This window comes from Microbacterium sp. ABRD28 (assembly GCF_003850245.1).
Classification (GTDB): Bacteria; Actinomycetota; Actinomycetes; order Actinomycetales; family Microbacteriaceae; genus Microbacterium.
Genome location: NZ_CP031015.1, coordinates 2,497,307 through 2,523,843, shown reverse-complemented (window position 1 = coordinate 2,523,843; position 26,537 = coordinate 2,497,307). Strand labels below are relative to the sequence as shown.

23 protein-coding genes and 1 tRNA gene are annotated in these 26,537 nt (G+C 70.7%); 18 read left to right on the top strand and 6 right to left on the bottom strand.

The genetic code is table 11. The features are described 5' to 3' along the window. Nucleotides 1–72: 72 nt before the first annotated feature. Nucleotides 73–228 (bottom strand): hypothetical protein, encoded by a 156-nt coding sequence (locus tag DT073_RS15850; RefSeq protein WP_164478098.1) that lies wholly within the window; start codon nucleotides 226–228, stop codon nucleotides 73–75. Between the two features lie 196 nt (nucleotides 229–424). Between DT073_RS15850 and DT073_RS12215 the strand changes: the two genes are divergently transcribed. Both DT073_RS12215 and pth read left to right on the top strand, forming a co-directional pair. Beyond that, nucleotides 425–1,090, top strand: a complete 666-nt coding sequence (locus tag DT073_RS12215; RefSeq protein WP_124293627.1) for a 50S ribosomal protein L25/general stress protein Ctc — start codon at nucleotides 425–427, stop codon at nucleotides 1,088–1,090. Between the two features lie 9 nt (nucleotides 1,091–1,099). Next, complete coding sequence (gene pth, locus DT073_RS12210) at nucleotides 1,100–1,684, top strand: aminoacyl-tRNA hydrolase (protein ID WP_124293626.1); 585 nt, start codon at nucleotides 1,100–1,102, stop codon at nucleotides 1,682–1,684. 10 nt (nucleotides 1,685–1,694) lie between these two features. Here the strand turns inward: pth and DT073_RS12205 are convergent, their stop codons facing one another. Further along, entirely contained in the window at nucleotides 1,695–2,216 is a 522-nt protein-coding gene (locus tag DT073_RS12205; RefSeq protein ID WP_124293625.1) for a hypothetical protein, read from the bottom strand. 48 nt (nucleotides 2,217–2,264) lie between these two features. On the opposite strand from DT073_RS12205, the gene mfd reads away from it, so the two are divergent. Further along, nucleotides 2,265–5,894, top strand: a complete 3,630-nt coding sequence (gene mfd / locus DT073_RS12200) for a transcription-repair coupling factor (protein WP_164478186.1) — start codon at nucleotides 2,265–2,267, stop codon at nucleotides 5,892–5,894. Here the strand turns inward: mfd and DT073_RS12195 are convergent. Continuing rightward, nucleotides 5,879–8,548: a phosphoenolpyruvate carboxylase gene (locus DT073_RS12195; protein ID WP_124293624.1), complete on the bottom strand. Its 2,670-nt coding sequence runs from the start codon at nucleotides 8,546–8,548 to the stop codon at nucleotides 5,879–5,881. The genes mfd and DT073_RS12195 overlap by 16 nt on opposite strands. A 131-nt stretch (nucleotides 8,549–8,679) precedes the next feature. Here DT073_RS12195 and nhaA point away from each other — a divergent pair, with 131 nt between their 5' ends. Genes nhaA through hisS form a run of 3 tightly spaced genes read left to right on the top strand, consistent with a single transcriptional unit; the run spans nucleotide 8,680 to nucleotide 11,890 of the window. After that, nucleotides 8,680–9,876 (top strand): Na+/H+ antiporter NhaA, encoded by a 1,197-nt coding sequence (gene nhaA, locus DT073_RS12190; protein WP_124293623.1) that lies wholly within the window; start codon nucleotides 8,680–8,682, stop codon nucleotides 9,874–9,876. Nucleotides 9,877–9,892: 16 nt separating this feature from the next. Then, a complete protein-coding gene (locus DT073_RS12185) occupies nucleotides 9,893–10,558 on the top strand; it encodes a nucleoside triphosphate pyrophosphohydrolase (RefSeq protein WP_124293622.1) in 666 nt (221 codons plus the stop codon). 51 nt (nucleotides 10,559–10,609) lie between these two features. Next, nucleotides 10,610–11,890, top strand: coding sequence for a histidine--tRNA ligase (gene hisS / locus DT073_RS12180; RefSeq protein WP_240638851.1), 1,281 nt, complete (start codon nucleotides 10,610–10,612; stop codon nucleotides 11,888–11,890). Here the strand turns inward: hisS and DT073_RS12175 are convergent, their stop codons facing one another. Then, nucleotides 11,891–13,153 (bottom strand): APC family permease, encoded by a 1,263-nt coding sequence (locus tag DT073_RS12175; RefSeq protein WP_124293620.1) that lies wholly within the window; start codon nucleotides 13,151–13,153, stop codon nucleotides 11,891–11,893. It abuts the gene before it with no gap. An 83-nt stretch (nucleotides 13,154–13,236) separates the two neighbouring features. On the opposite strand from DT073_RS12175, the gene DT073_RS12170 reads away from it, so the two are divergent. The 12 genes from DT073_RS12170 to DT073_RS12115 all read left to right on the top strand — a co-directional run bounded on the left by DT073_RS12170 (nucleotide 13,237) and on the right by DT073_RS12115 (nucleotide 24,327). Continuing rightward, on the top strand, nucleotides 13,237–14,055 hold the full coding sequence (locus tag DT073_RS12170) for an SGNH/GDSL hydrolase family protein (protein WP_124293619.1): 819 nt from the start codon (nucleotides 13,237–13,239) through the stop codon (nucleotides 14,053–14,055). Nucleotides 14,056–14,087: 32 nt separating this feature from the next. Further along, complete coding sequence (locus tag DT073_RS12165; protein WP_124293618.1) at nucleotides 14,088–14,756, top strand: O-methyltransferase; 669 nt, start codon at nucleotides 14,088–14,090, stop codon at nucleotides 14,754–14,756. 88 nt (nucleotides 14,757–14,844) lie between these two features. Then, the gene (gene eno / locus DT073_RS12160) at nucleotides 14,845–16,125 is read left to right on the top strand and encodes a phosphopyruvate hydratase (RefSeq protein WP_124293617.1); all 1,281 of its coding nucleotides are present in this window, start codon (nucleotides 14,845–14,847) and stop codon (nucleotides 16,123–16,125) included. Nucleotides 16,126–16,156: 31 nt separating this feature from the next. Next, nucleotides 16,157–16,666 carry a septum formation initiator family protein gene (locus DT073_RS12155; protein WP_240638601.1) on the top strand — a complete coding sequence of 170 codons (510 nt, stop codon included), beginning with the start codon at nucleotides 16,157–16,159 and terminating at the stop codon, nucleotides 16,664–16,666. 9 nt (nucleotides 16,667–16,675) lie between these two features. After that, nucleotides 16,676–17,191: a DUF501 domain-containing protein gene (locus DT073_RS12150; protein WP_124293616.1), complete on the top strand. Its 516-nt coding sequence runs from the start codon at nucleotides 16,676–16,678 to the stop codon at nucleotides 17,189–17,191. 20 nt (nucleotides 17,192–17,211) lie between these two features. Further along, on the top strand, nucleotides 17,212–18,471 hold the full coding sequence (locus DT073_RS12145; protein WP_124294509.1) for a S8 family serine peptidase: 1,260 nt from the start codon (nucleotides 17,212–17,214) through the stop codon (nucleotides 18,469–18,471). A 21-nt stretch (nucleotides 18,472–18,492) separates the two neighbouring features. Then, a complete protein-coding gene (locus DT073_RS12140; RefSeq protein WP_124293615.1) occupies nucleotides 18,493–19,917 on the top strand; it encodes an NAD(P)/FAD-dependent oxidoreductase in 1,425 nt (474 codons plus the stop codon). Nucleotides 19,918–19,946: 29 nt separating this feature from the next. Beyond that, a tRNA-Leu gene (locus DT073_RS12135) sits at nucleotides 19,947–20,019 on the top strand. Nucleotides 20,020–20,042: 23 nt separating this feature from the next. Then, nucleotides 20,043–21,284, top strand: coding sequence for an alanine racemase (locus DT073_RS12130; RefSeq protein ID WP_240638600.1), 1,242 nt, complete (start codon nucleotides 20,043–20,045; stop codon nucleotides 21,282–21,284). Then, entirely contained in the window at nucleotides 21,281–22,588 is a 1,308-nt protein-coding gene (locus DT073_RS12125; protein WP_124293614.1) for a D-arabinono-1,4-lactone oxidase, read from the top strand. The genes DT073_RS12130 and DT073_RS12125 overlap by 4 nt, the downstream gene beginning before the upstream one ends. A gap of 84 nt (nucleotides 22,589–22,672) precedes the next feature. Continuing rightward, the gene (locus DT073_RS12120; protein ID WP_124293613.1) at nucleotides 22,673–23,242 is read left to right on the top strand and encodes a LemA family protein; all 570 of its coding nucleotides are present in this window, start codon (nucleotides 22,673–22,675) and stop codon (nucleotides 23,240–23,242) included. Beyond that, nucleotides 23,239–24,327: a DNA glycosylase AlkZ-like family protein gene (locus DT073_RS12115; protein ID WP_124293612.1), complete on the top strand. Its 1,089-nt coding sequence runs from the start codon at nucleotides 23,239–23,241 to the stop codon at nucleotides 24,325–24,327. The genes DT073_RS12120 and DT073_RS12115 overlap by 4 nt, the downstream gene beginning before the upstream one ends. Here the strand turns inward: DT073_RS12115 and DT073_RS12110 are convergent. Beyond that, entirely contained in the window at nucleotides 24,324–25,229 is a 906-nt protein-coding gene (locus DT073_RS12110; RefSeq protein WP_124293611.1) for a hypothetical protein, read from the bottom strand. The genes DT073_RS12115 and DT073_RS12110 overlap by 4 nt on opposite strands. Beyond that, entirely contained in the window at nucleotides 25,226–26,497 is a 1,272-nt protein-coding gene (locus DT073_RS12105; protein WP_240638599.1) for a winged helix-turn-helix domain-containing protein, read from the bottom strand. Before DT073_RS12105 ends, DT073_RS12110 begins: the two co-directional genes overlap by 4 nt. Nucleotides 26,498–26,537 lie beyond the last annotated feature (40 nt).

Genomic DNA, 26,537 nt, shown 5'->3' with positions numbered 1-26,537 from the left:
GTGGGAAGGATCGGTCACCGCTTCAGGTTATCGGGTCCTCTCCCGCCGCCCCGACCTGGCGAAGGGGCCTGGTCAGTCCTTGCGGTACGCCGTGCGCGCCATGGAGAAGACCGCCAGGACCAGGCCCACCGCGCCGATCGCCGTGATCGCGCCGACGACCCAGACCAGCACGTGCGAGAGAAAGCCGTATTCCATGGTGTCCTCCGTCGGGATGGCAGTGTCTCCCATGCTATCCCCGGTCGCTGGTAGACTGTCCCACTGGACTTCGGCGAGGGATCCCGGTTGCGCGAGCAGCGGAGCGGATCCGTGATCGACGAGGGTGTGAAGGCTCGTTTTCCTCACGCGCTCGCGTTCGAGTCGACCCAGACCCAGACCCAGGCCCCCGGGGCCGAGACGACAGGCGAGAGCCTGCGAGGAGAACACCATGCCCACCGAGACCGACACCACCGTCGCAGCCGAGCGCCGCGAGAACTTCGGCAAGGGCTACGCCCGCCGCCTCCGCGCCGCCGGCAAGATCCCCGCCGTGCTCTACGGTCACGGCACCGACCCCGTGCACCTCGCCCTCCCGGGCCACCAGACCGCACTGCTGATCCGCCGCGCCAACGCCGTCCTCGACCTCAAGGTCGACGGCGTGTCGCAGCTCGCCCTCGTCAAGGACGTGCAGAAGGACCCGGTGCACCAGATCATCGAGCACATCGACCTGCTCGTTGTCAAGAAGGGCGAGAAGGTCCAGGTCGACGTCCCCGTCGTCATCACCGGTGAGCCCTTCGCCGGCACCATGGCGAATCTCGACTCGGCCACCGTGTCGCTCGAGGTCGAGGCCACCCACATCCCCGAGACCATCGAGGTCGATGTCGAGGGTCTCGAGGACGGCACCCACATCACCGCGGCCGACCTGACCCTGCCGCGCGGGGCGACGCTGCTGACCGACGCTGATGTGCTCGTCGTGGCGATCGCCGTGCCGGTGTCCACCCTGATCGCCGAAGAGGAGATCGCCGAGGCCGACGCCGAGGTCGCCGCCGAGCAGTCCGAGGAGTCGGAGCAGGGCGAAGGCGAGGCGTCGGGCGACGAGGCCTCCGACAGCGAGTAATCACCGGCCATGCCGGACACGTGGCTCGTGGTGGGGCTCGGCAACCCGGGGCCCCGCTACGAACGCACACGTCACAACGTCGGCCAGCTCGTCCTCGACGAGCTGGCCGACCGGCGTGACGCCTCTTTCCGTGCCCATCGCGCTCATGCCCGCGTCGCGGAGACCTGGCTGCGTCCGGGCGGGCCGAAGCTCATCCTCGCCAAGCCCACCTCGTTCATGAACGTCTCGGGTGGCCCGGTCTCGCAGCTGGCTCGCTTCTACCGGACCGAGCCGGAGCGCATCGTGGTCGTCCACGACGAGCTCGACATCCCATTCGACACCGTGCGGTTGAAGACCGGCGGCGGACATGGCGGGCACAACGGCGTGCGCGACGTCGCCGCGGCGCTCGGATCCGCCGACTTCGCGCGGGTGCGGGTGGGTATCGGCCGTCCACCGGGACGGCAGGATGCGGCGGACTGGGTTCTTCAGCCCTTCCCCGCAGCGGATCGCGACGCCCTCACGATGCTTGTCTCCGATGCCGCCGATGCGGTCGAAGATGTCATCGAACACGGGCTGGTCGCGGCCCAGCAGCGCTTCCACGCCCCCCGCGCCTGACGCGCCGACGTCAGCCCGACGCGGCCGCCGCGAGTCCGGCCACGATCACCGCCTGGAGCGTCAACCCGAAGATGATCGGGCCGAGCGCCGCCACGACGACCGCAGCGATGCCCCAGCCGCGCCCGGCACGTCGGGCGATGGCGACGATGCCCTGCACGATCGCCCAGATGCCGAGGGCGGTGCCGGCCCAGAAACCGATCTCGGCGAGCAGGACCCAGTCGCGCACGGGGCTCAACAGCGACCAGTCGAAGTTCGTGCCGAGGGTGCCGGCCATGAGGCGCTCCCCGGTTCCGGCGCCGATGAAATAGCCGCCGATGGCGCCCGCCGCTGGGGCGAGCACCGCCGCGCCCAGCGAGACGAGGAAGGCCGTCAGCCCCAGAGCGGCGCCTCGCGCGGGTTTCGGTGGGGAGGGAGCCCACCCCGATCCTGGTGCGAAGCCCGTCGGCGGGAGATATCCCGTGGGCGGTGCATAGCCGGGTGGCGGGGTGTAACCGCCGGGCGTCGGTGCACCGGGCGCGGAGGGTGTGCTCACGCTGACATCCTAGGAGCCGATGTCGGCGGGCGACCGTAGACTTCTCCGGTGACAATTCCCGGGATCGTGCGCGCCCTCGAGCAGGCTGACTCCTTCCGGGAGGCGGTGGCCGCCGGCGTGACCGACGCCGAGTACTCGGTGGTCGAAGGAGTCGACGCGCCGCTGCTCGCCGCTCTCCTCGAGCGACGTCGCGCAGCGGGCAAGCCCGCTGTGCTGCTGGCGATCGCACCCACCGGTCGTCGGGCCGAGACCTTGGGGCCCGCCCTCCAGGCGCTTCTCCCCGATGCCGAGGTGCGTCACTTCCCCGCGTGGGAGACGCTGCCGCACGAGCGGCTGAGCCCGACGCCCGAGATCGTGGGGCGACGCCTCGATGTCATCGGCCGCCTCGCCCGGCTGCGTGCGGACGACACGCTCGTCGTCACGGCCTCCGTCCGCGGAGCGGTGCAGCCGCTGGCCGCAGGACTGGACCAGGCGACCCCGATCGAACTCGCGGTCGGCGAGCGCGGGCACGACCTCGGCCAGGTGGCGGCGATGCTGGTCGAGCGCGCCTATCACCGCGTCGACATGGTCTCGCGGCGCGGCGAATTCGCCCTGCGCGGCGGCATCCTCGATGTCTTCCCCCCGACAGCCGAGCACCCCTATCGTGTGGAGTTCTTCGGCGACGAGGTCGACCAGATCCGCGCGTTCTCCGTCGCTGATCAGCGCTCCCTGCCGGGCGAGGTCAGGGCGGTGAGCCTGCTGGCCAGTCGCGAGCTGCTCCTCACCGAGGCCGTCCGCGACCGCGCACGTCAGCTGAAGGACGAGTTCCCGGGTCTGCGCGGCATGCTCGAGAAGATGGCCGAAGGCATCCCCGTCGAGGGGATGGAATCACTGATGCCGGCCGTGGTCGATCAGCTGGTCACTCTCGTGGACTATTTCCCGCGCGGCACCGCGATCGGTCTGGTGGACCCCGAGCGCGCCGTGACACGCGCCACCACTCTCAGCGACACCAACCGCGAGTTCCTCGATGCCGCGTGGAATGCGGCGACCTCCGGAGCCGAGTCGCCCATCGACCTCGGTGCCGGAGACTTCGTCCCGCTCCCGCGGCTGCGCGAGGTCGCCGCCGAGCGCGGTGGCGTGTGGTGGAGTCTGAGCTCCTTCGATTCCGGAGCTGCCGACGCCTCGGCCGAGGGGCTGCTGGAGCCGGGTGAGACCTCCGTGACCCGCGTCGCCGCGGCATCCGTCCCCTCCTTCCAGGGCAACGTCGACGGTGCGGTCAGCCACGTCGCCGACAGGCTCCGCGCCGGGTGGCGGGTCGTCGTCATGGCCTCCGGCGGCGGGCTCGTCGAGCGCGCCAGGGATGTGCTGGCCGAGAGGGGCCTGGCCGCCCGGCGCGTGGAGACCATCGAGGATGCACCCGAGCCGGGGGCCGCCCAGGTGGTCGCCTGTTCGCTCGAGCGCGGGTTCGAGATCGCCGAGGCGCAGCTCTCGGTGATCACCGAGTCGGAGTTCTACGGCCGCACCATCGGCGGGGATTCGCGGGTGGTCAAGAAGCTCGCGTCGCGCCGACGCAACGTCGTCGACCCGCTCCAGCTGAAGGCCGGCGACTACGTCGTCCACGCCACCCATGGCATCGGCCGCTTCGTCGAGCTCACCCAGCGAGAGGTGTCCAGCGGCGGCCGCAACGCCGTCAAGAGCGTTCGGGAGTACCTCGTGCTCGAGTACGCGCCCTCCAAGCGCGGCTACCCCGGTGACAAGCTCTTCGTCCCCACCGATCAGCTCGACCTGCTGTCGAAGTACGTCGGCGGGGAGGCGCCCACTCTGTCGAAGATGGGCGGCAGCGACTGGGCGCAGGCCAAAGGGCGGGCGCGCAAGGCCGTGCGCGACATCGCCGTGGAGCTGGTCAAGCTCTATTCCGCGCGGATGGCGGCGCGAGGTCATGCCTTCGGGCCCGACACGCCCTGGCAGCGCGAGCTCGAGGAAGCCTTCCCGTTCGCTGAGACGCCGGACCAGCTGCAGACGATCGACGAGATCAAAGCCGACATGGAAAAGCCCATCCCCATGGACAGGCTGTTGTCGGGCGACGTCGGCTTCGGCAAGACCGAAGTGGCGGTGCGGGCGGCCTTCAAAGCGATCCAGGACGGCAAGCAGGTCGCGATGCTGGTGCCGACCACGCTCCTGGTCAAGCAGCACCTCGAGACGTTCACCGAGCGCTTCGCCGGATTCCCGGTGAAGGTGCGCGCGCTGTCACGATTCCAGACCGATAAGCAGGCGAAGGAGATCGTGGCGGGCCTGGCCGACGGAACCATCGATATGGTCATCGGCACCCACCGCATCCTCACGGAGCGGGTGATCTTCAAAGACCTCGGGCTCATGATCATCGACGAGGAGCAGCGGTTCGGCGTCGAGCACAAGGACGCGCTGAAGAAGCTGAAGACCAACGTCGACATCCTCGCCATGAGCGCCACCCCGATCCCGCGCACGCTCGAGATGGCCGTGACCGGCATCCGCGAGATGTCGACCCTTGCGACGCCGCCGGAGGACCGGCATCCGATCCTGACCTATGTCGGAGCCCGCAACGACAAGCAGATCACCGCGGCCATCCGGCGGGAGCTCCTCCGGGAGGGCCAGGTGTTCTACGTGCACAACCGGGTGTCCTCGATCCAGCGGGTGGCCGCCCACATCGCCGAGCTCGTTCCCGAGGCCCGGGTGGCGGTCGCGCACGGGCAGATGGGGGAGCATCAGCTCGAGCAGGTCGTCGACGACTTCTGGGAGCGCAGGGCGGATGTCCTGGTGTGCACGACCATCATCGAGACCGGGCTCGACATCGCCAACGCCAACACGATCATCATCGACCGGGCCGACAAGTACGGGCTGTCGCAGCTGCATCAGCTCCGCGGGCGGGTGGGTCGGGCTCGCGAACGCGCCTACGCCTACTTCCTCTACGACGAGATCAAGCCGCTGTCCGAAACCGCCGCCGACCGCCTCGAGACCATCGCCGTCAACAACGACCTCGGCAGCGGCATGCAGGTGGCGTTGAAGGACCTCGAGCTGCGCGGTGCGGGGAACCTCCTCGGTGCGGAGCAGGCCGGTCACATCGCGGGGGTGGGTTTCGACCTCTACCTGCGCATGATCGGGGAGGCGGTGGCGACCTTCCGCGGTGAGGACACCGAGGGCCCCACCGAGCTGCGGCTCGAGCTGCCCGTGCAGGCGCGACTTCCCGAGGACTACATCGACAGCGAGCGGCTGCGGCTGGAGGCCTACCAGAAGCTCTCCGCAGCTGCCGCGCCGACCGCGGTCTCGCGCGAGGCCGATGGGCGGGATCCGATCGACGCGGTCATCGACGAATTGCGCGACCGCTACGGCGAGCCGCCCGCCGAGGTCGACGGCCTCGTCGCCGTCGCGCGCCTGCGGCGAAAGGCCGCGCGTGCGGGCCTCACCGATGTCGTGGCGATGGGACCGAACCTGCGCATCGCGCCGGCGAATCTGCCGGACTCGATGCGCGTGCGATTGCAGCGCCTGCACCCCAAGGCGAAGCTCCTCGCGGGCGGGGAAGCACTGGTGGTGCCCCTCCCGCGCGCCGGGGACGGCCCGCTGGGTGACGCCGAGCTGCTGGCCTGGGTCGACCAGCTGCTCACGCAGCTGTGGCCCGAGCCGGTCGCGGAATCCGCCGCCGCCGCGGATCAGCCGGTGTTCTGAAGGCCCGCGGCGACGCCGCTGACCGAGAGCAGGAGGAGGCGCTGCTGCTCGGGATCGGCGGGGGAGCCCGCCGCGGCATCCTGGCGGAGTGAGCGCAGCGCGCGCAGCTGGAGCAGCGACAGGGCATCGACGTACGGGCTGCGCATCTTCACCGCGCGCTGGAGCACCGGCTTGTTGCCCAGAAGCTCCGCGCCCCCGGTCACCGTGACGACCCAAGCGCGGGTGAGCTCCATCTCGCTCATCACCAGGTCGGCGAGATCGTCGCGGTCGCCGAGGTCGAGGTAGCGCCGGGCGATGCGCGCGTCGGCCTTGGCCAGGCTCATCGCGACGTTGTCGATGAGGGTTCGGAAGAGCGGCCACTCCTGGTAGGCGCTTCTGAGAACCTCCTCGTCGCCGACGGCCTGCAGAGCCGTGCCGAGCCCGAACCAGCCCGCCAGGTTGATGCGCGCCTGCGTCCACGCGAACACCCAGGGGATGGCGCGGAGGTCGGCGAGCGACTCCACCGACAGGCCGCGCCGGGCGGGGCGGGAGCCGAGGGCGAGCAGCCCGATCTCCTCCATCGGGGTGACCTGGGCGAACCACGGGGCGAACCCCGGGGCCTTCACCAGCTCGAAGAAGCGGGCGCGAGAGGCCTCGTCCATGCGCGCGGCGACATCGGCGAACCGTTCTGCGGCGGCGTGGTTGCGCGTCTCGATGGAGGGGGAGGAGGCCAGCAGCATCGCCGCGACCACCTGATCGATGTGGCGCATCGCGATGGCGGGGTCGCCGTAGCGCGCGAAGATCACCTCGCCCTGCTCGGTGAGCTTGAAGCGTCCGTCGACCGAGCCCGGAGGCTGCGCGAGGATGGCGGAGTTCGCCGGCCCGCCGCCGCGCCCGAGGGCGCCGCCGCGACCGTGGAAGAGCGTCAGCTCGATGCCGTTCTCCTGCGCCCACGCCGCGATCTGCGCCTGGGCCTGGTACAGGGCGAGGGTCGCAGCGACGGGTCCGACGTCCTTGGATGAGTCGGAGTAGCCGAGCATGACCTCCATGCGCCTGCCCGTCGCCTCCAAGCGGGCCCGGAACTCGGGATGCTCGACGATCTCAGCGAGGATCCGGGGGGCGGCCTGGAGGTCGGCGAAGGTCTCGAAGAGCGGAATGACGTCGAGGACGGGGACGCGACCGTCGGGTCCAGCCGCATGACGGGCGAGTCGATGGACGGCGGCGAGGTCGTCGGCGGACTGGGTGAACGACACGATGTAGCGCCCCGCGGCGCGGGGGCCGTAGCGATCCTGCAGGAAGAGCACCGCTCGGAAGACGTCGAGCACCTCCTCGGCCCGTTCCGATCGCGCCCCACCGGCGTCGAGCTCGGCCAGGACGGCGGCGTGCACCGCGGAGTGCTGGCGCACCTCCAGTTCGCTGAGGTGGAAGCCGTAGGTCTGCACCTGCCAGATCAGCTGCTGCAGATGCCCGTAGGCCTGGCGCGGCGCCTGCGCGGCGACGAGGGAGTCCTGCACCACGCGGAGGTGGCGGTGCAGCTCTTCGGGATCGCTGTAGGCGAGGTCGGCGTTCCGGAGCCGCGTGGCCTCGATCTTGACGGCGATCATCAGCAGGATCTGGCGATGCGGTTCCTGGGGCGACCGTGCTGCGATCTCGGCCGCGGCTTCCTCGTCCTCGGTGCGCAGCCGCTGCCACAGCGCGACGGCCTCGGGGCTCGGGGGAGTGGTCGCGGCGTCGAGGGTGAGGGTGCGGCCGATGCGGTCCGCCGACCGCTCGAGCCCGCGCAGCACGTGCTCGCTGGCGATGGCGGCCGCTTTGCGGGTCACCGACGCGGTGACGAAGGGATTCCCGTCCCGGTCGCCGCCGACCCAGGATCCGATGCGGACGAAGGGTCGCACCAGCGGCGCGGCGCTGCCGGCGCGATCGGCCTGGAGCGCGTCGTCGACGCGGCGGTAGACGTGGGGGATGGCGGTGTAGAGGGTCTCGTCGAAGACGGCCATGACCGCGCGGACCTCATCGGTGGGCGTGGGCTTCTCGTGCCGGAGCGGTGCGGTCCGCCACAGGGTGTCGATCTCCTCCAGCATGCGCCGACGGGCGCGTCGCTGTGCGCTCCCGCCCTCCGGCGCGCCCTCATGCTCGGTGAGGAGGGCGGCGAGCCGGCGGATGCTGGTCGACACCGCACGTCGGCGCGCTTCGGTGGGGTGCGCGGTGAACACCGGGTGGAAGCGCAGCGACTGCAGACGGCTCGTCGCGGCATCCTCGCCCACCTCGTCGGCCAATCGCCGGAACGCCGCCGGGATCGAGTCGCTGTCGGCGTCGGGGGTGCGGTCGCGGTCGCGCAGGACCCGCACGCGCTGGTGCTCCTCGACGAGGTTGGCCAGATGGAAATAGCAGGTGAAGGCTCGAGCGACTTCGTCCGCCCGGGTCACCGAGAACGAATCGGCGATCCGGGCGGCGCGGGCGAAGGCTTCGGCGGTCTCGTCGGTGTACGCCTGGATGGTGGCGATCCGCAGGCGCTCGACGTCGTCGAACAGGCCGGGCGACCCGCTTTCCCGCAGGACCTGGCCGAGGAGGGCGCCCAGCAGACGGACATTGGCCCTCATGGTCTCGGGGATGCCCTGCCCCGCCTCATAGCGACCGACGAGGTCGATGGCCTCAGTCTGGGTGAGTTCGCGCATGCCCCCACGGTATCGCCGCTGTGTGACGGGGATGTCACAGCAGACCCCGGTAGAATCGACAGCGGTGTGCCGGGAAGCCTGGTCGGCGTGCGCGTCAGCGTACCCGCCAGACACCGACGAAAGGACCGCCTGTGTCCCTGCTGCGCTCTGCCCGATTTCCCGCCATCGTGCTCCTCGCCGCCGCTGCGGCGGCGCTCATCGTGGCCAACTCCCCGCTCGGCCCGGCGGCCCAGGCGCTGAAGGAGACCTACCTCGGCATCCCCGGCGTGTTCGAGATGTCGGTGGGCCACTGGATCCAGGACGGCCTGCTGGCGGTCTTCTTCTTCGTCGTCGCGGTCGAGCTGCAATACGAACTCACCAGCGGTGAGTTGAACTCGGCGAAGAAGGCCCTTCAGCCCGCGATCGCCGCCGCGGGCGGCGTCATCGTCCCGATCGCCATCTTCGTCCTCATCGCCGGTCGCTCGGATGCCGCGCAGGGATGGCCGATCCCCACCGCGACCGACATCGCCTTCGCCCTGGGTGTGCTCGCCGTCTTCGGCAAGGGCCTGCCCTCCGGCATCCGGATCTTCCTTCTCGCCCTGGCGATCCTCGACGACATCGTGGGCATCATCTTCATCGCGGTGCTCTTCACCACCGACGTCAACGTCGGCCTTCTCGCCGTGGCCGCCCTGCTGGTGATCGCCTTCGGCTTCCTCAGCCGACGCCTCGACACCCGCGGCCGCATCCCGATCACCATCACCCTCATCGCGATCGGTCTGGCCACCTGGGTGCTGGTCTACCTCTCGGGTGTCCATGCCACGATCGCCGGCGTGGCGCTCGGGATCGCGATGGCCCAGCAGCCGGCGCTTCGCACGCGCCACGCCCTCGAGCCGTGGGTGAACGGACTCGTCCTGCCGCTGTTCGCCTTCTCGGCCGCGCTCGTCGTCATCCCCGCCGTCTCGCCCACCGAGCTCTCTCCCGCCTTCTGGGGCATCCTCGTCGCCCTCCCCGTGGGCAAGATCATCGGCATCTCGGTCTTCAGCTGGATCTCGATGAGACTGCTGAACCGCGGCGCCACGCCGCCGCTGTCGTTCCTCGACCTCATGGCCGCCGGGGCGCTGGGCGGTATCGGGTTCACCGTGTCGCTGCTGCTGTCCGAGCTCGCCTTCGCAGGCAGCCCGCTCGTGCGCGACGAGGCGACGCTCGGTGTGCTCGCCGGATCGGCCGTCTCGATCATCCTCGCGGCGATCCTGGTCGCCCAGCGCGCCCGCCACTATCGTCGGGTGTCTCCCGAGACCGCCGACGAGGAACTCCCCGAGCCGGCTCAGACCACGGGGGACATCGCCTGACGCGTGAGAGGTGAGCATGAGCGAGGATGACGGACTGCGCCGCGCGGCGGAGGTGATGCACGCGGTGCGTGAGCGATGCGCCTGGTCGCGTCTGATCACCCACGACGACCTCGTGCCCTATCTCGTCGAGGAGTCGGCCGAGCTCATCGACGCGGTCGAAGCGGGGTCGCGTCCGGAGCTGCGCGAGGAGCTCGGCGACCTCCTCTGGCAGGTGCTCTTCCACGCCGAGATCGCCTCGGAGGATCCGAACGACCCGTTCGACATCGACGACGTCGCCGCGGCGCTCGCCGAGAAGATGGAACGCCGCCACCCGCACGTCTTCGCAGACGCCGTCGCTGAGACACCGGAGGAGGTGCTGGTGCATTGGAACGCCGCGAAGGCAGCGGAGAAGAGCACGCGGACGAGCGTGCTCGACGGCGTGTCGGAGCGGATGCCGGCGCTCGCCCTCGCACAGAAGATGCTGGGTAAGGCGGCGCGAGTCCCCGGTCTGACCGCTCCTGCGGTGGAGCGGGGGACCGCCCCGGTCCCGTCGACCGAGACGGAGCTGGGCGACGCCCTCCTCGCGCTGGCAGCCCGTGCGCGGGAGCAGGGGTGGGACGCCGATCGGGCGCTCCGCGGCGCTCTGAGGAACCTGGGCGATCGGATCCGCTCCGCCGAGGGCACCCCGCGCGACGCGTCCTAGGGGACGACCTGGAAGGATGGTCCGGTGCCCACCGTCACCCCGCCGCGCGGCATGCGCGATTTCCTCCCCGCTGACAAGGCCCGCCGCGAGCGTGTGCTCCGCACCATCCGCGATCGCTACCGGGTGCATGGGTTCGATGAGATCGAAACCCCGGTGATGGAGGATTACGACCGCCTCCACGCCGGAATCGGCGGTGACAACGAGAAGCTCGCCTACAACGTGCTCAAGCGCGGGCTCGACGCCGACGCCATCCGCGCGGCCGCCGACGACCCCGCATCCCTCACCGATCTGGGGCTGCGCTACGACCTCACGGTGCCACTGGCGCGCTTCTACGCCAGTCACCGTGCCGAACTGCCGAGCGTCTTCCGGGCCGTGCAGATCGCTCCGGTGTGGCGCGCGGAGCGTCCGCAGAAGGGCCGCTACCGGCAGTTCCTGCAGTGCGACATCGACATCATCGGCGACGCCACCTCCCGTGCCGAGTCGGAGCTGGTGACGGCGACCCTCGACACCCTCGATGCGCTGGGACTGGCGGGCGGCGAGGTCCGCATCAACGACCGTCGGCTGCTCGATGCGATGCTCGAGGCTTTCGGATTCCCCCCCGCCGCGCGCGCCGGGGTGCTCATCACCCTCGACAAGCTCGACAAGATCGGCCCCGAGGGCGTGACGGTCGAGCTGCGCGAGCGTGGGGCCGACGAGGCCGCGGTGACCGCGGTGGCGGCTCACCTCGCCCGTCTGGCCGCGTCCGACGCCGGCTCCGACCATGCCCTCACCGCGTCGGGGATCCGCGCCGCGCTGCCCGACGGGATGCCCGACGACGTCGTGGCCCACCTCGTGGGCATCGGCGAGGCCGTGGCGGCCGCGCGCGGGGTGGGTGCGGGCAGTGGTGAGGTTCCGCTGCGGTTCGATCCGTTCCTGGTTCGGGGGATGGGGTACTACACGGGCACGATCTTCGAGCTCGCCCACCCCGCCGTGTCGTACTCGTTGGGCGGCGGGGGCCGCTATGACGGGATGATCGGGCGATTCCTCGGCCAGGAGGTCCCCGCGGTCGGCTTCTCGCTCGGATTCGAGCGGCTCGTCGACCTCGTTCCTGCCGCTGACGAGACCATGGCCGACGCGGTCGTGCTGGTTCACGATCGCGACGCGTCTGTCGGAGATCTGCTGGCCGTGAAGTCTGCTCTCGTCGATCGCGGCGCGCGCGTGCGTCTCGAGCAGCGGACGAAGAACCTCAAGGCCCTGCTCGAGCGTGCCCGCGCCGATGGATTCACCGCTTTCGCGACGGTGGCCGCCGGCGACCGCGATGCCGGGAAGCTCGAGATCAAGCCTCTGGGATGATCACCCGGCGCGACGGGCGCGCAGGCGCACGATCCGGTAGACCACACCGATCGCCAGGACCGCCGCGCCGCTGACGACGCTCTGCCAGGGGAGGCTCAGGGCGAGGATGAGGCACCCCGCGACCCCGATCAGCTGCAGCCAGCGCGGGTAGCGGCGCGCGGTCCCGGTCTGGCGGTGGGCGGCCAGGTTCGCCACGAGGTAATAGGTCAGCACGCCGAACGAGGAGAAGCCGATCGCGCCGCGCAGGTCGACGGTCGACACCAGCAGCACCACGGCGAGCACGATCAGCAGCTCGGCGCGGTGCGGCACATGCCACCGGGGATGCACTCCCGAGAGGAAGACCGGCAGGTCCCGCTCCCGCGCCATGGCGAGGGTCGTCCGCCCCACCCCGGCGATGAGGGCGAGAAGAGCCCCGAGCGCGGCGGCCGCAGCGCCGATCCGCACGACCGGATCCACCCATGCCCACCCCGCGGTCGCTGCCGCCGCTGCCACGGGATCGGATGCCGCGGCGGTCGCCTCGGGGCCGAGCGCGGCGAGGACCGTGACGGCCACGACGGCGTAGATGACCACGACGATCAGGAAGGCGAGAGAGATCGCGCGCGGGATGACGCGTGCGGGGTCGCGCACCTCTTCGCCCATGGTGGCGATGCGGGCGTACCCGGCGAAGGCGAAGAACAGCAGACCCGCGGACTGGAGGATCCCGTACGCGCCGCCGACGAAGAGCCCCTGCACCGTCAGCGGGGGCGAGACCGGAGCCGCGGCGGCTCCCGCGGTTGCGGCGATCACCGCCACCGCGAGGCAGAGCAGGACGACGGTGACGATGATGCGGGTCAGCTGCGCCGTCCGGGTGATGCCGAACCAGTTCACGGCGCCGAGGGCGACCACCGCGGCGACGGCGAGGGGCCGCTCCCAGCCGTCGGGGGCGACGTAGGCGGCGAAGGTGAGGGCCATCGCCGCGCAGCTGGCCGTCTTGCCGATGACGAAGCCCCACCCGGCGAGGAACCCCCACCAGTCGTTCAGCTCCGCGCGTCCGTAGACGTACGTGCCGCCAGAGGTCGGGTACACCGCGGCGAGCTGAGCGGAAGAGGTCGCATTGGCGTACGCCACGACGCCGGCCAGCACGAGCCCGATGAGAAGGCCTGCGCCGGCGGCCTGGGCCGCGGGCGAGAAGGCGGAGAAGACACCCGCGCCGAGCATCGCGCCGAGCCCGATGAACACCGCGTCGCCGAGCCCCAGCCGTCGGGCGAGGGAAGGGGAGGACACGCCCCGAACCCTACTAAGACAGGGGGGCGGTGTGGACACCCCTTCGACGCTCTTCGTTCACCAAAGGCCCGTGCAATGACCTCATGACGCCCCCTCGAAGACCTGCACGCCGGGCCGACGCCGTCACGCCGCTCACTGTCGGCGGGGTCGCCGTCGTCCTCGCGGTCACGGTGAGCCTGGCGGTGCCCCGGGCCATCCGGCGGCAGGCCGCCATCGCGAGGCGTCGGATCGGCAAACCTTTCGGTGAAGACGCGCGGAACGCCGACCGGGTGTGGCGGCGTCGCATGCACGGCGACCCGATCGATCTCGTGGTCCTCGGCGACTCCATCGCCGCGGGGCTCGGTGCTGAGCGGCCGAAGGACACCCTGGGCGCGCGGGTTGCCAAAGGCCTGGGTGCGGCGGTGATGCGCCCGGTACGACTCCGATCCGTCGCGGTGGTCGGTTCGGAGTCATCCGCTCTTCCCGCCCAGATCGCACGCCTGCCGTCGGATCTGAGCCCGGACCTGGCGATCATCATCGTCGGCGGCAACGACGTCACCCACCGCGTCCCCACCGAGGTCTCCCTCGGTCATCTCGTCGACGCGGTGCGCGCCCTGCGGGCGCGTGGCGCGCGGGTGGTGGTGGGCACCTGCCCCGACCTCGGGGCGCTGCGCCCTGTGCCACAGCCGCTGCGCACGCTCGTCTCGCGCCTGTCGCGTCGGCTCGCCACCGAGCAGGCCCGCGCCGCACGTCAGGAGGGTGCGCGACCGGTCTCGCTGCACGCGGCGGTCGGACGCCTGTTCGCCCGGGAACCCGAGACGATGTTCAGCGCAGACAGGTTTCACCCGAGCACGCTGGGCTACCGGCGCACCGCTGAGGCCCTCGTGCCCGCGCTCGTCGCGGAATGGCGCGCTCGTCCTTGACGCGCGGGCCCCGGCGCTTGTTGGCTGGGGACATGACCCTGCCCACTCCCGACGCGTGGAGCCGCGTCGACCGCTATCTCAGCGACGCCCTCGTCGGCGAAGACGCCGCCCTGCGCGAGGCGGTCGCCGACCAGCGCGCCGCGGGACTCCCCGCGATCGAGGTGGCGCCGCTCACCGGGAAGTTCCTCCATCTCATGGTCCGCGCGACCGGGGCCCGGCGGATTCTGGAGATCGGGACGCTCGGCGGCTACTCGGCGATCTGGATGGCCCGCGCCCTGCCGGAGGGCGGCTCGGTCGTGACCGTGGAGGCCGAGCCCCGCAATGCAGCGGTGGCGCGCGGAAACCTCGCCCGGGCCGGCGTCTCGGACCGGGTGCGCATCGTGGAGGGACGGGGTTGCGACGTCCTGCCGACACTGGTCGACGACGAGCCGTTCGACCTGGTGTTCATCGACGCCGACAAGGAGTCCAACACCGTCTACCTCGACTGGGCGGCTCGACTCGGGCGCCCCGGCACCGTCGTGATCGTCGACAACGTCGTGCGCTCGGGGGAGGTGGCGAACCCCGCCAGCGAGAGCCCGCAGGTGCACGGTGTGCGCCGGGGGCTGGAGATGCTGGGCCATGACCCGCGCTTCGACGCCACCGCCCTGCAGACCCTCGACGCCAAGGGATGGGACGGCTTGGCGCTGGCCGTCGTGGTGTGAACCCGGGTCACTAGACTCGGGGGCGGACCGACGACGCTCCACCGTTCCATCGGGCGCAGGACGCCCTCCACGAGCAAGGAGACACCCCGTGGCATCAATCGAGGCTGTAGGCGCACGCGAGATCCTGGATTCGCGCGGCAACCCGACCGTCGAGGTGGAGGTGCTGCTCGACGACGGCATCGTGCAGCGCGCGGCCGTGCCCTCCGGCGCGTCCACCGGGGCGTTCGAGGCGTACGAACTGCGCGACGGCGACAAGAGCCGCTACGGGGGCAAGGGCGTGCTGAAGGCCGTCGCCGCCGTCATCGACGAGCTCGGCCCGGCGATCGAGGGCGTCGAAGCCAGCGAGCAGCGCATCATCGACGAGATCCTCATCGAGACCGATGGCACCGAGAACAAATCCCGCACGGGAGCCAACGCCATCCTCGGCGTCAGCCTCGCGGTGGCCAAGGCCGCAGCCGACAGCGCCGACCTGCCGCTGTTCCGCTATCTGGGCGGACCCAACGCCCACCTCCTGCCCGTGCCGCTGTTCAACGTCATCAACGGTGGCGAGCACGCCGACAACGGCATCGACTTCCAGGAGTTCTTCCTCGCGCCCATCGGCGCAGACACGTACGCCGAGTCGCTGCGCTGGGGTACGGAGGTCTACCACGTGCTGAAGGGCGAGCTCAAGAGCGCCGGGTTCGCCACGGGCCTCGGCGACGAGGGAGGCTTCGCGCCCGATCTGCCGAGCAACCGCGAGGGCCTGGACTTCCTCATCCGCGCCATCGAGAAGGCCGGCTTCACTCCCGGCGCCGACATCGCCGTGGGCCTGGACGTGGCGGCGACCGAGTTCTTCTCGGACGGCGTCTACACCGTCGAGGGCAAGGCGTGGAGTGTCGACGAGCTCATCTCGTACTTCACCGACCTCGTGGCCAACTACCCGATCGTCACCATCGAGGACGCGCTGGCCGAGGACGACTGGGACGGCTGGAAGAGCCTGACCGACGCGATCGGTTCGAAGGTGCAGCTGGTCGGCGACGACCTGTTCGTCACCAACCCCACCCGCCTCGCCGACGGCATCTCGCGCGGCGTCGCGAACGCGCTCCTGGTGAAGGTCAACCAGATCGGCACCCTGTCCGAGACGCTCGACGCCATCGCCCTCGCCACCCGGTCGGGCTACGCGTCGATGCTCTCGCACCGCTCGGGCGAGACCGAGGACACCACCATCGCCGACCTGGCGGTGGGCGTCAACGCGGGTCAGATCAAGACCGGCGCGCCCGCTCGCAGCGAGCGCGTCGCGAAATACAATCAGCTTCTGCGCATCGAGGAGGAGCTGGGCGACGCCGCCGAATTCGCCGGCCGCTCGGCCTTCCCCCGCTACCGGGGCTGACGCGCCGCTGATCATCGACGAAGGGGGAGCCGTGAGCGCACGATCGGCTCCCCCTTCGGCGTCCCCGGCGACCAGACGCCGGCGAACGGGGCGTCGCCGCGCGGACGGCCGCGTCGACGTGCGCGGCTGGCTCGGCGGCATCCGGCTCTCGGGGTTCATGGTGATCATGCTGGGCCTGGTGGTGCTCGCCGCCTTCGTCCTCGTGCCGACGATGGGCACCTACCTCGATCAGCGGCAGCAGATCGCCGCTCTGGAGCGGTCGGTGCAGCTCACGCGAGAGCAGATCGACGAGCTCGAGTCCGAGCGCGAGCGCTGGAGCGATCCGGCCTACATCACGACCGAGGCCCGCGAGCGCCTGTATTACGTGCGCCCCGGTGAGGTGGTCTACCTGGTCGACAACGATCTGCCGCCCGAGGACGTCCCGCAGGAGCAGGGCGCGGTGAGCGACGAGGTCGAGCGCACCCGCACCGACTGGATGTCGCAGCTTCTGCGCTCGGTCACCGAGGCCGGCCTTGCCACCACCGTCACCGACCCCGGGTAGCCTGTCGGGGTGACGAGGCCCCCCTATCCGCCCGTGAGCGACACCGACCTGGCTGTGCTCCAGCGTCAGCTGGGACGCCCGGCGCGCGGTGTGCTGGGGATCGCCGCGCGGTGTGTCTGCGGCAACCCCACGGTCGTCGCCACCGCCCCGAGGCTCCCCGACGGGACGCCCTTCCCCACGTTCTACTACCTCACACATCCCGCCGCGACCGCCGCCATGTCCGCACTGGAGGCCGGGCAGGTCATGCCCGAGCTGCTCGCTCGGCTGCACGCCGATCCTGAAGGGCTCGACGCCTACCGGCGTGCACACGAGCAGTACCTCGCCGATCGCGCACAGTTCGGTGAGGTCGACGAGATCGCCGGGATCTCGGCCGGTGGCATGCCCACGCGGGTGAAGTGCCTGCACGCGCTGGCGGCGCACGCCCTGGCAGCCGGACCCGGGGTGAATCCGGTGGGTGATGCCGCACTCGCTCTGGCGACCTGGTCACCGAAGGTGTGCGCGTGTCCGCGGGAGGAGAGCGGATGATCCGCCGCGGCCGCGCAGGGATGATCGGCGTAATCGTCGGGGTGCTGGTCGCAGGGCTGGTGACCCCCGCCGCCGCGGCCACGCCGACGCCCGACGCCGCCGCTGATCCCGTGCGGGCCGCGGAGTACTGGCTCGATGACTACGGCATCCGTGACGCATGGCGCACGACCCGCGGGGAGGGGTCCCGCATCGCCATCATCGACACCGGGATCGGTCGTGGACCGGTCGAATTCGCCGGGGCGGTCGTCGGCGGCACGGATGTGTCCGACATCGGCGCGCCCGATGGCCGGCTGCCGGTCGGCGCGGTCGACGGCAATCACGGCAGCTGGGTGGCCTCCCTCGCCGCGGCGCGGGGGACGGGCCCGGACACGGGCATGATCGGCGTCGCGCCGGCGGCCGAACTGCTGTCGGTGTCGATCGGGGTGGGGAACTCCTCGCCGGTGCCGTTCGTCGATCAGATCGCCGAAGCCGTCCGATGGTCGGTCGACAACGGTGCCGACATCATCAATCTCTCCCTCACCACGAACACCCCCGACTGGGACCGCAGCTGGGACGAGGCGTTCCTCTACGCCTTCGACAACGACGTGGTGGTGATCGTGGCCGCCGGGAATCGTGGCACCGGCACCACACGCGTCGGTGCCCCGGCGACGATTCCGGGGGTTCTCGCCGTCGGCGGTGTCGACCCTGAGGGACGCGCCAGCGTTGAGGCCTCCACGCAGGGGATCACCATCGGCGTGGCCGCCCCCAGCGAGAACCTCCTCGGCATCTCCGCCGACGGCCGGGTGGTGTCGTGGAACGGCACAAGTGGGGCGGCACCCATCGTGGCGGGCGTCGCGGCGCTGGTGCGCTCGGCGTACCCCGACCTCGACGCGGCCAACGTGATCAACCGCATCATCTCCACCGCGCGACCGGTTCCGGGGGTCTCCGTCCCCGATCCGCTGTACGGATACGGCCTCATCGACGCCGCCGCGGCACTGAGCGCGACCGTGCCCGACGTGGCGCAGAATCCGCTCGGCGACCTCCGGGAGTGGGTGCGGCTCTATCGTCGCGCCGAGAGCGCTCCGGAGCCGCAGCCCACGCCCAGCACCGTGGAGGTGCCGCCGCTGCCTCCGGCAGACGCCGCGGGCCCGCCGGGATCGCCGTTCCTGCCGACGGCGCAGACCTTGCTGTACGGCACCCTGCCGCTCGGGGCCCTGACCGTCGGGGCTATACTGGTGGCGCTCGGCGTCACCGCTGCTGTCCGACGCGTCCGATTGGCGTCCCGCACGCCGAGCCGTTGATCTAGGGGAGTACTCCACATCGTGACCCACACCGCGCACAGGATCCTCATTGTCGGTGGCGGATACGCAGGCTTCTACACGGCGTGGAAGCTGGAAAAGCGTCTGCGCCGCGGCGAGGCCGAGGTGACGATCGTCGACCCGCTCGCCTACATGACCTATCAGCCGTTCCTGCCCGAGGTCGCCGCGGGTTCGATCGAGGCTCGGCATTCGGTGGTCTCGCTGCGACGGCACCTCAAGCGCACCCGCATCGTCGCGGCGAAGGTGACCGGAATCGATCACGCCCACAAGACGGCCACGATCACGCCGATCGCCGGGGAGCCGTACCAGCAGGAGTACGACCAGATCGTCGTCACCGCGGGCGCGGTCTCGCGTACCTTCCCCATCCCCGGCATCGCCGACAACGCGATCGGGCTGAAGACGATTGAGGAGGCCGTCGCGATCCGCGACCGCCTGCTGACCAATTTCGACAAGGCTGCGGCGCTCCCGCCCGGTCCCGAGCGCGAGCGGCTGCTGACCGTCGTCGTTGTCGGTGGCGGCTTCGCCGGAATCGAAGTCTTCGCCGAGCTGCGGTCCTTCGCCTCGTCGCTCGTGGCGAAGTACCCCGAGCTCACCTTCGACGAGACGCACTTCCACCTCATCGAGGCAATGGGGCGCATCATGCCCGAGGTCTCGTTGAAGACCAGCGAGTGGGTGCTGAAGGACCTGGCCAAGCGCGGAGCGTTCGTCCACCTCGACACCCAGGTCACGAGCGCCGTCGGCGGCGATGTCGAACTGTCCACCGGAGAGGTCATCCCTGCCGATCTCATCGTCTGGACGGCCGGTGTCATGGCCAACCCCACGGTCGTGCGCGGTGGCGATCTCCCGGTCGAGGAGCGTGGACGCATCCGCACCCGCGCCGACCTCCGCGTGGGGACGAACGACGAGATCGTCGAGGGCGCGTGGGCCGCGGGCGACGTCGCCGCTGTGCCGGATCTCTCCGGTGGGGGAGTCGGCGGCTACTGCGTGCCGAACGCGCAGCATGCCGTGCGTCAGGGGAAGCTCCTGTCGAAGAACATCACCGCGGTGCTGCGCGGCGAGGACCCTGTCGACTATCTCCACAAGAATCTCGGGGCCGTCGCCGGTCTCGGTCTGTACAACGGTGCCTTCCAGTCGGGGAACATCGCGATCAAGGGTTTCCTCGCGTGGCTCGCGCACCGCGGATACCACGGCTTGGCCATGCCGACCTGGGAGCGCAAGCTCCGCGTGATCGCCGGGTGGCTGGGCAACGTCGTCCTCGGGCGCGACATGGTCAACCTCGAAGCGGTTCAGACCCCGCGTGCGGCGTTCGAGGAGTTCGCGGCGCGTCCGCGGCCCGCTCAGCCCGCGGTCACGCCGCCGCAGACGCCCCGCGACGCCGGTGCAGACGCCGACGTCTCCGAGAAGTCGAAGGTCGCCGCAGGACGCTGACGCTAAGGTGACGGGTGTCGCAGGACGGCGCCCCCGTAGCCCAATGGCAGAGGCAGGCGACTTAAAATCGCTTCAGTGTGGGTTCGAGTCCCACCGGGGGTACGCATCTGCGCGAGGATGAGCCAGTGACGATCGATCTCCTGGCCCGGGATGCCGCAGCAAATCCGTCGAGCGAGCGCTGGCGTGTGCCGGCGAGGTACTGGGCGGAGATGTCGGCGGCCACCGCCCATCTGCCGGCACCGCTTGCGGCGATCGATCGGCAGGCGCTGTCGTTCAACGCCCTCGACATGATGGTGCGCGCAGGAGGCGTTCCCATCCGGGTGGCGAGCAAGTCCATCCGCGTGCGAGAGGTGCTCGATGCGGTCCTGCGGCTCCCCGGTTACCGCGGGATCCTGGCCTTCACGCTCGCCGAAGCTCTCTGGCTGAGCTCGGACCACGATGACATCGTGTTGGGTTATCCCACGGTCGACCGGGGGAGTCTCGCGCGCCTCGCCGCAGACGAGCAGGCGGCGGCGAGGATCACCCTCATGGTCGACGACCCCGCCCAGCTCGACCTCATCGATGCGATCGCCCCGCCGCGCACCCGCGCCGAGCTGCGGGTCGCGCTCGACGTGGATGCCTCGTGGCGTGCCCCGGGGCTCGGCCACATCGGTGTGCACCGCTCACCCCTTCACACGGCGCAGGAAGCGTGGGCACGTGCCCGGCTCATCGCGGAGCGGCCGGGCTTCCGCCTGGCGGGGCTGATGATGTACGAGGCTCAGATCGCCGGCCAGCCGGATGCGGTCGGCGCGGGCGAGAGCGTCATCCGCTGGATGCAGCGTCAGTCGGCGGCAGAACTGCGCGAGCGCCGGGCCGAGGTCGTCGAACGGGTCCGTGAGGTCGCGCACCTCGACTTCGTCAACGGGGGAGGGACGGGATCCTTGGAGTCGACGGCTGCCGACCTCGCCGTGACCGAGCTCACGGCCGGGAGCGGGCTGCTCGCCGGTCACCTCTTCGACGGTTACCGCTCCTTCGACCCCGCCCCGGCGGCGGCTTTCGCACTCGACGTCGTGCGCATACCCGCGCCCGGCGTCGCGACGGTCCTCGGCGGGGGGTGGGTCGCCTCCGGTCCTGCCGCCCCCTCACGACTTCCGCGCCCCGTCTGGCCGGCGGGCCTGCGTCATCTGTCTCGCGAGGGCGCGGGGGAGGTCCAGACCCCTCTGCGCGGCCCGGCCGCCGCGCACCTGGCAGTCGGTGACCGGGTGTGGTTCCGTCATGCCAAGAGCGGGGAACTGGCCGAGCGGGTGGAAAGATTCGTCCTCGTGTCGGACGGGGGGATCGTGGCCGAGATGCCGACGTACCGCGGCGAGGGGAAGGCCTTCCTGTGACCCGCCCGGGCGCCGTCTGGCGCAACTGGGGGCGCACGGCGCAGGCGAAGCCGGTGCGCGCAGAGTTCCCGGCCACGGCCGAGGCCGTCGAGCGCGCGGTCGGCGCGGCCGCCCGACGCGGCCTGCGGATCAAGCCCATCGGTTCGGGGCACAGCTTCTCGGACATCGCCGTCGCACCCGACGTCCTCCTGGACCTGTCCGCGCTGTCGGGCATCGTCTCGATCGGTCCCGGGACCGGGCAGGTGACCTTCGGCGCGGGCACACCCCTGCACCAGGTTCCGCGCCTTCTCGCGCGCCACGGGCTCGCCATGCAGAACCTCGGCGACATCGATCGGCAGACCATCGCCGGCGCGATATCGACCGGCACCCATGGCACCGGCATCGCGTTCGGAGGGCTGGCCACCCAGATCGTCGGCGTCACGATCGTCACCGGTACCGGTGAGACCCGGCGGATCGCGGAGGGGGATCCCCTGCTCGCCGCGGTGTCGCTCGGGCTCGGAGCGCTGGGCGTCCTCGTCGATGTGACGGTGCAGTGCGTCCCCGCCTTCCACCTCGAGGCTGTGGAACGCCCGGAGCCGCTCGAAGACGTCGTCGCCGGACTCCAGGAACGAGCGCAGGCGGCTGACCACTTCGAGTTCTACTGGTTCCCCCATACCGAGGTGGCACTGACGAAGACCAATCGGCGACTCCCTGAGACGACACCGCGACGCCCGCTGCCGCGCGTCGGCAGATTCGTCGACGAGACCGTGCTCGCGAACGGGGTCTACCGCGGCATGTGCGCCGTCGGATCGGCTCTCCCGCCGGTCATCCCGTCCTTCTCCCGCCTGGCCACACGCGTCACCGGCGACCGCACGTATCTCGACCGGTCGCACCGCGTCTTCACCCAGACGCGGGGTGTGCGCTTCCGCGAAATGGAGTACGCCCTGCCTGCCGAGCACGTGGCAGGGGCATTCGCCGAGGTGCGTTCCCTCATCGCGGCCAAGAGGTGGCGGATCTCCTTCCCCCTCGAGGTGCGCTTCGCCTCCGGCGATGATCGCTGGTTGTCGACGGCGTACGGCGGACCGACGGGCTACATCGCCGTCCACCGGTACTTCCGGGAGGACCCGACGGCGTACTTCGCCGCCGTCGAGGAGATCATGCGCGCGCACGGTGGGCGTCCGCACTGGGGCAAGCTCCATTCCCTCGGTGCCGACGTCCTGCGGGACCGGTATCCCCGATTCGACGACTTCCTCGAGCTGCGTCATGCCTTCGACCCGGACGGCCTGTTCCGCAACGCGTATCTGGACCGTGTCCTCGGGCTCTAGGCCTGTGAGGTCGCCGCACAGCCTGGGGCGCGGATCGGGAGACCGTTAGGATTGTCAACACTGACCTGGAACGGAGACCCCGGTATGTGGGAATGGCTCATCCCCGTCCTGATCGTCGTCGCACTGGTCGTCATCGCGGGGATCTACCTGTGGGCGACCTACAACTCGCTGGTTCAGCTGAACGTACGCGTCGATGAGGCGTGGAGCGACATCACCGTCCAGCTGAAGCGCCGTGCCGACCTGCTGCCCAATCTCATCGAGGCGGTGAAGGGGTACGCCGCACACGAGAAAGCGGTGTTCGAGAACGTGACCCGGGCGCGCGCCGAGACCCTCTCCGCGGGCGGTCCCGCCGAGGCCGGTGTGGCGGAAGGTCACATGCAGCAGGCGCTGCGTTCGCTCTTCGCGGTCGCTGAGGCATACCCGCAGCTGCAGGCGAGCCAGAACTTCCTGCAGCTGCAGCAGTCGATCGTCGACACCGAGGACAAGATCCAGGCATCGCGGCGCTTCTACAACGGCGGCGTCCGCGAGCTGAACACCAAGATCAAGGTGTTCCCCAACAACCTTTTCGCCCGCAATCTCGGGTTCGACGAGCGTGAGTTCTTCGAAGTCGTCGATGGCGCCGCGATCTCGGAGCCTCCGCGCGTTCAGTTTTGACACCGGTTCCCGCCCTGTCGCGCGCGGAAGCCGCGCGCATCGCCGTGCGCGCGCAGCTGCTCACCGCGCAGCGTCCCGGCGACATCGTCGAGACCGTCCAGTCCCTCACCGTCCTGCCGATCGACCCGACGGCTGCGATCGCCCCGAGCGCCGATCTGATCCTGTGGAGCCGCATCGGCTGGCCCTATGAGCCTGCCGATTTCCGCCGCCTGTTCCATCACGATCGCGTGATCTTCGAGTGGCGCGGGTTCTTCCGGCCGATGAGCGACCTTCCGCTGTTCCTTCCGCAGATGCGCCGCGGTCCGAGGTCGGCGGCCGCCCGCGACTGGCTCGCGGCGAATGATCGCTTCCGTCGCGACATCCTGGGTCGACTCCGGGATGACGGGCCGCTGCGCCCCGTCGACATCGATGACACCGCTGCGGTGCCGTGGCGATCGACGGGATGGACGAACGATCGCAACGTCCTGCAGATGCTGGAGATGCTCACCGAGTGCGCCGAGGTGGCCGTCGATCACCGGGACGCCAAGGGCAGATGGTTCGACCTGGCCGAGCGTGTCTATCCGGCGGTGGCGCCGGTGACCGACGACGAGGCCGCACGCGGGCGGGCCGAGCGGCGGCTGTCGGCGCTGGGGATCGCGAGACGAAAAGGCGTGGCGCAGCCGGGGGAGCCGGTCGATGTCGGCGACGTCGGGGTCGAGGTGGTCGTCGACGGCGTAGACGGGCGCTGGCGCGTCGATCCGGTGCTCCTCGACACCGTCGGCGAGCCCTCGCGGACGGCGCTCCTCTCACCCCACGACCGTCTCGTCTTCGATCGCGTGCGGCTGCGGGAGCTGTTCGGTTTCGACTACGTCCTGGAGATGTACAAGCCGGCCGCATCGAGGCGCTGGGGATACTTCGCGCTTCCGATCCTCCACGGTGATCGACTGGTCGGAAAGCTCGATGCCGCCCTCGATCGCCGTGCGGGCACGCTGCGCATCAACGCCGTGCACGAAGACGAGACCTTCACCTCCTCGGTATCGGAGGCGGTCGACGCCGAGATCGACGACCTGGCGCGGTGGCTCGGGGTCGAGGTGTCGCGACTCTAGAGCACGCCGAGTCGGATCTGGGCTCCTGTGACGGTGATCGTTCCTCGTACGGTCCAGCCGTCATCGCGATATGTCGCCGACGCAGGGGAGCCGTCTCGGCCGGTGCCGCTCGCCGTGGCGACCACGACGCCCCCCGTGGCGGCGAAACCGCCCTCCTCGGTCAGCTGCACCTCGGGCAGTCGCTCAACGCGGTACGCGATGCGCTCGAGGGCCGCGAGGTCGGCCGGCCACGGCACGCGGAGACCGCAATGGTCTGCCACGGTGGCCGCCGGCTGGGTGCAGGCGTTCAGATGATCGGTGACGACCTCGCGGACCGCGTCGAGAGCCGCGCTGTTATAGGTCGCCTGCAGGGCGACCGTGTGCTCTTCGCCGGGGATGACCGAGACCGAGGCCGATCCGTCGAGGTAGTCGCGCGGAGCGGCGGTGAAGTCGTAGGTCCCGGGAAAGAGCCGGATCTGCCCGGCGGGGACCACGGCCTCTCCGATCGTGACGCTGTCACCGAGGTCGGTGCTGATGTCCACGCGGCCGAGCGCGCCCTCGCCGACCAGCCACCCTTCCGAGCTCTGGGTGAGGGGGAGGCTGGCCTCGCGCACGTCCCCGGCCAGAACGAAGGAGACGTCAGCCTCGGCCGTATCGCCCTCGATCCGCACCCCGTGCACGGACGGCTCCGACGGTCTTTCCGCCGCGCCACCGACATCGAGGGCATCGATTCCCGTGCTCATCGCCGCTCGCGCGGCCTCGTCATCGCCCTCGGCGACCGCGACCAGCCACGCTCGCGCCACCGCTTCGGGACCTTCTTCTCGTGATCCCGCCCACGTCAGGACGCCCGCGACACCCGCGATGACCACGACCGCCGCTGCGACGATGACCGCGACCATGCGGGCACGACGCGGTCCTGTCATCCTTCAACGCTAGGTGATTCGGAAGCGGGGCCGGCGGTATGCCGGGACGCGCGGGGGAGGGCGGCGGCCAGCTGGTCGACGGCGTCGCCCCAGCGCGAGACGGAGATGCGCTCCAGCCCCTGCCAGATCGCGGACTGGCGCAGCTCCTCCGCCACGCGCTCCACGACGGCGGAAGCGGGCTCGCGCTCCCACCATGCGGACTGCACCCGCAGCGTCTGCGTCGGCCGGTCGGCCTTCAGATCGACCCTCGCGACGATCGCATCGTCGACGAGGACCGGAAGCGAGTAGTACCCGAACCGTCGTCGGGCCGCCGGAGTGTAGATCTCGATTCGGTAGGCGAAATCGAAAAGCCGCTCCGCGCGCTCACGGAACCACACCATCGGGTCGAACGGCGTGAGGATCGCCGCGGCCTCCACCCGTCGCGGGACCCTGGCGTCGCGGTGCAGCCACGCCCGCGCCGGGCGGCCCGCCGTCGTCCATCCCGCAACCGACACGGGGATGAGCTCACCCTGCTCGACGAGGTCGGAGACCGCGGCGAGGATCGCGCCACGATCCCTGATGCGCCAGTAGTCGGCGAGGTCTGCGGCGGTCGCCACGCCATACGCCCGGGCGGCGCGACGCACCAGCTCCCGGATGGCATCGGCCCTCGGCACGTCCCGGCCCGCCAGCTCCGCGCCCAGGACGTCGAAGGCGAGGCCGTAGCGTCGCTCGAAGCCGCGTCGCCCGGCGATCGCCACCTCGCCGAAGAGCCACAGGAACTCCAGCGCCTCCTTCACGACGTCCCACTCCCACCAGCCGCCCCGCGGTGAACGACGCGCGTCGCGCTCGATCTCGGCCGGACGCAGAGGTCCGCGTTCAGCGAGCTCGCCGCGGACCCAGTCGACGACGTCTCGATGCCGCGAGACCCACCCCTCGGGGTCTCCTGCGTACTTCTGCCGGAACTCCGCCATCCGGAACGCGAAGAGCGGGCGGTCCGCCGCGTCGACGAAGGCGGCGACGTGCGCCCAGTACTCGACGTAGCGCGGACGGCGCGCGAACAGCAGGCGGTCGAGGTCCGTCGTGTCGTACGGACCGAGCCGGGAGAACAGGGGGAGATAGTGCGATCGGGCGAAGACGTTGACCGAGTCGATCTGGAGCACCGACATCCTGCGCAGCGCGTCGTTCAGCTGGCGGGTGCCGACGCGGGCGGGGCGTGCGCGGTGAAGGCCCTGTGCGGCCACCGCGACCCGACGTGCTTCGGCGGCGCTCAGCGTCTCTCGGGTCGTCACGGCGGCAACACTAGACCCGGCCCCCGACATCCGATGCGGG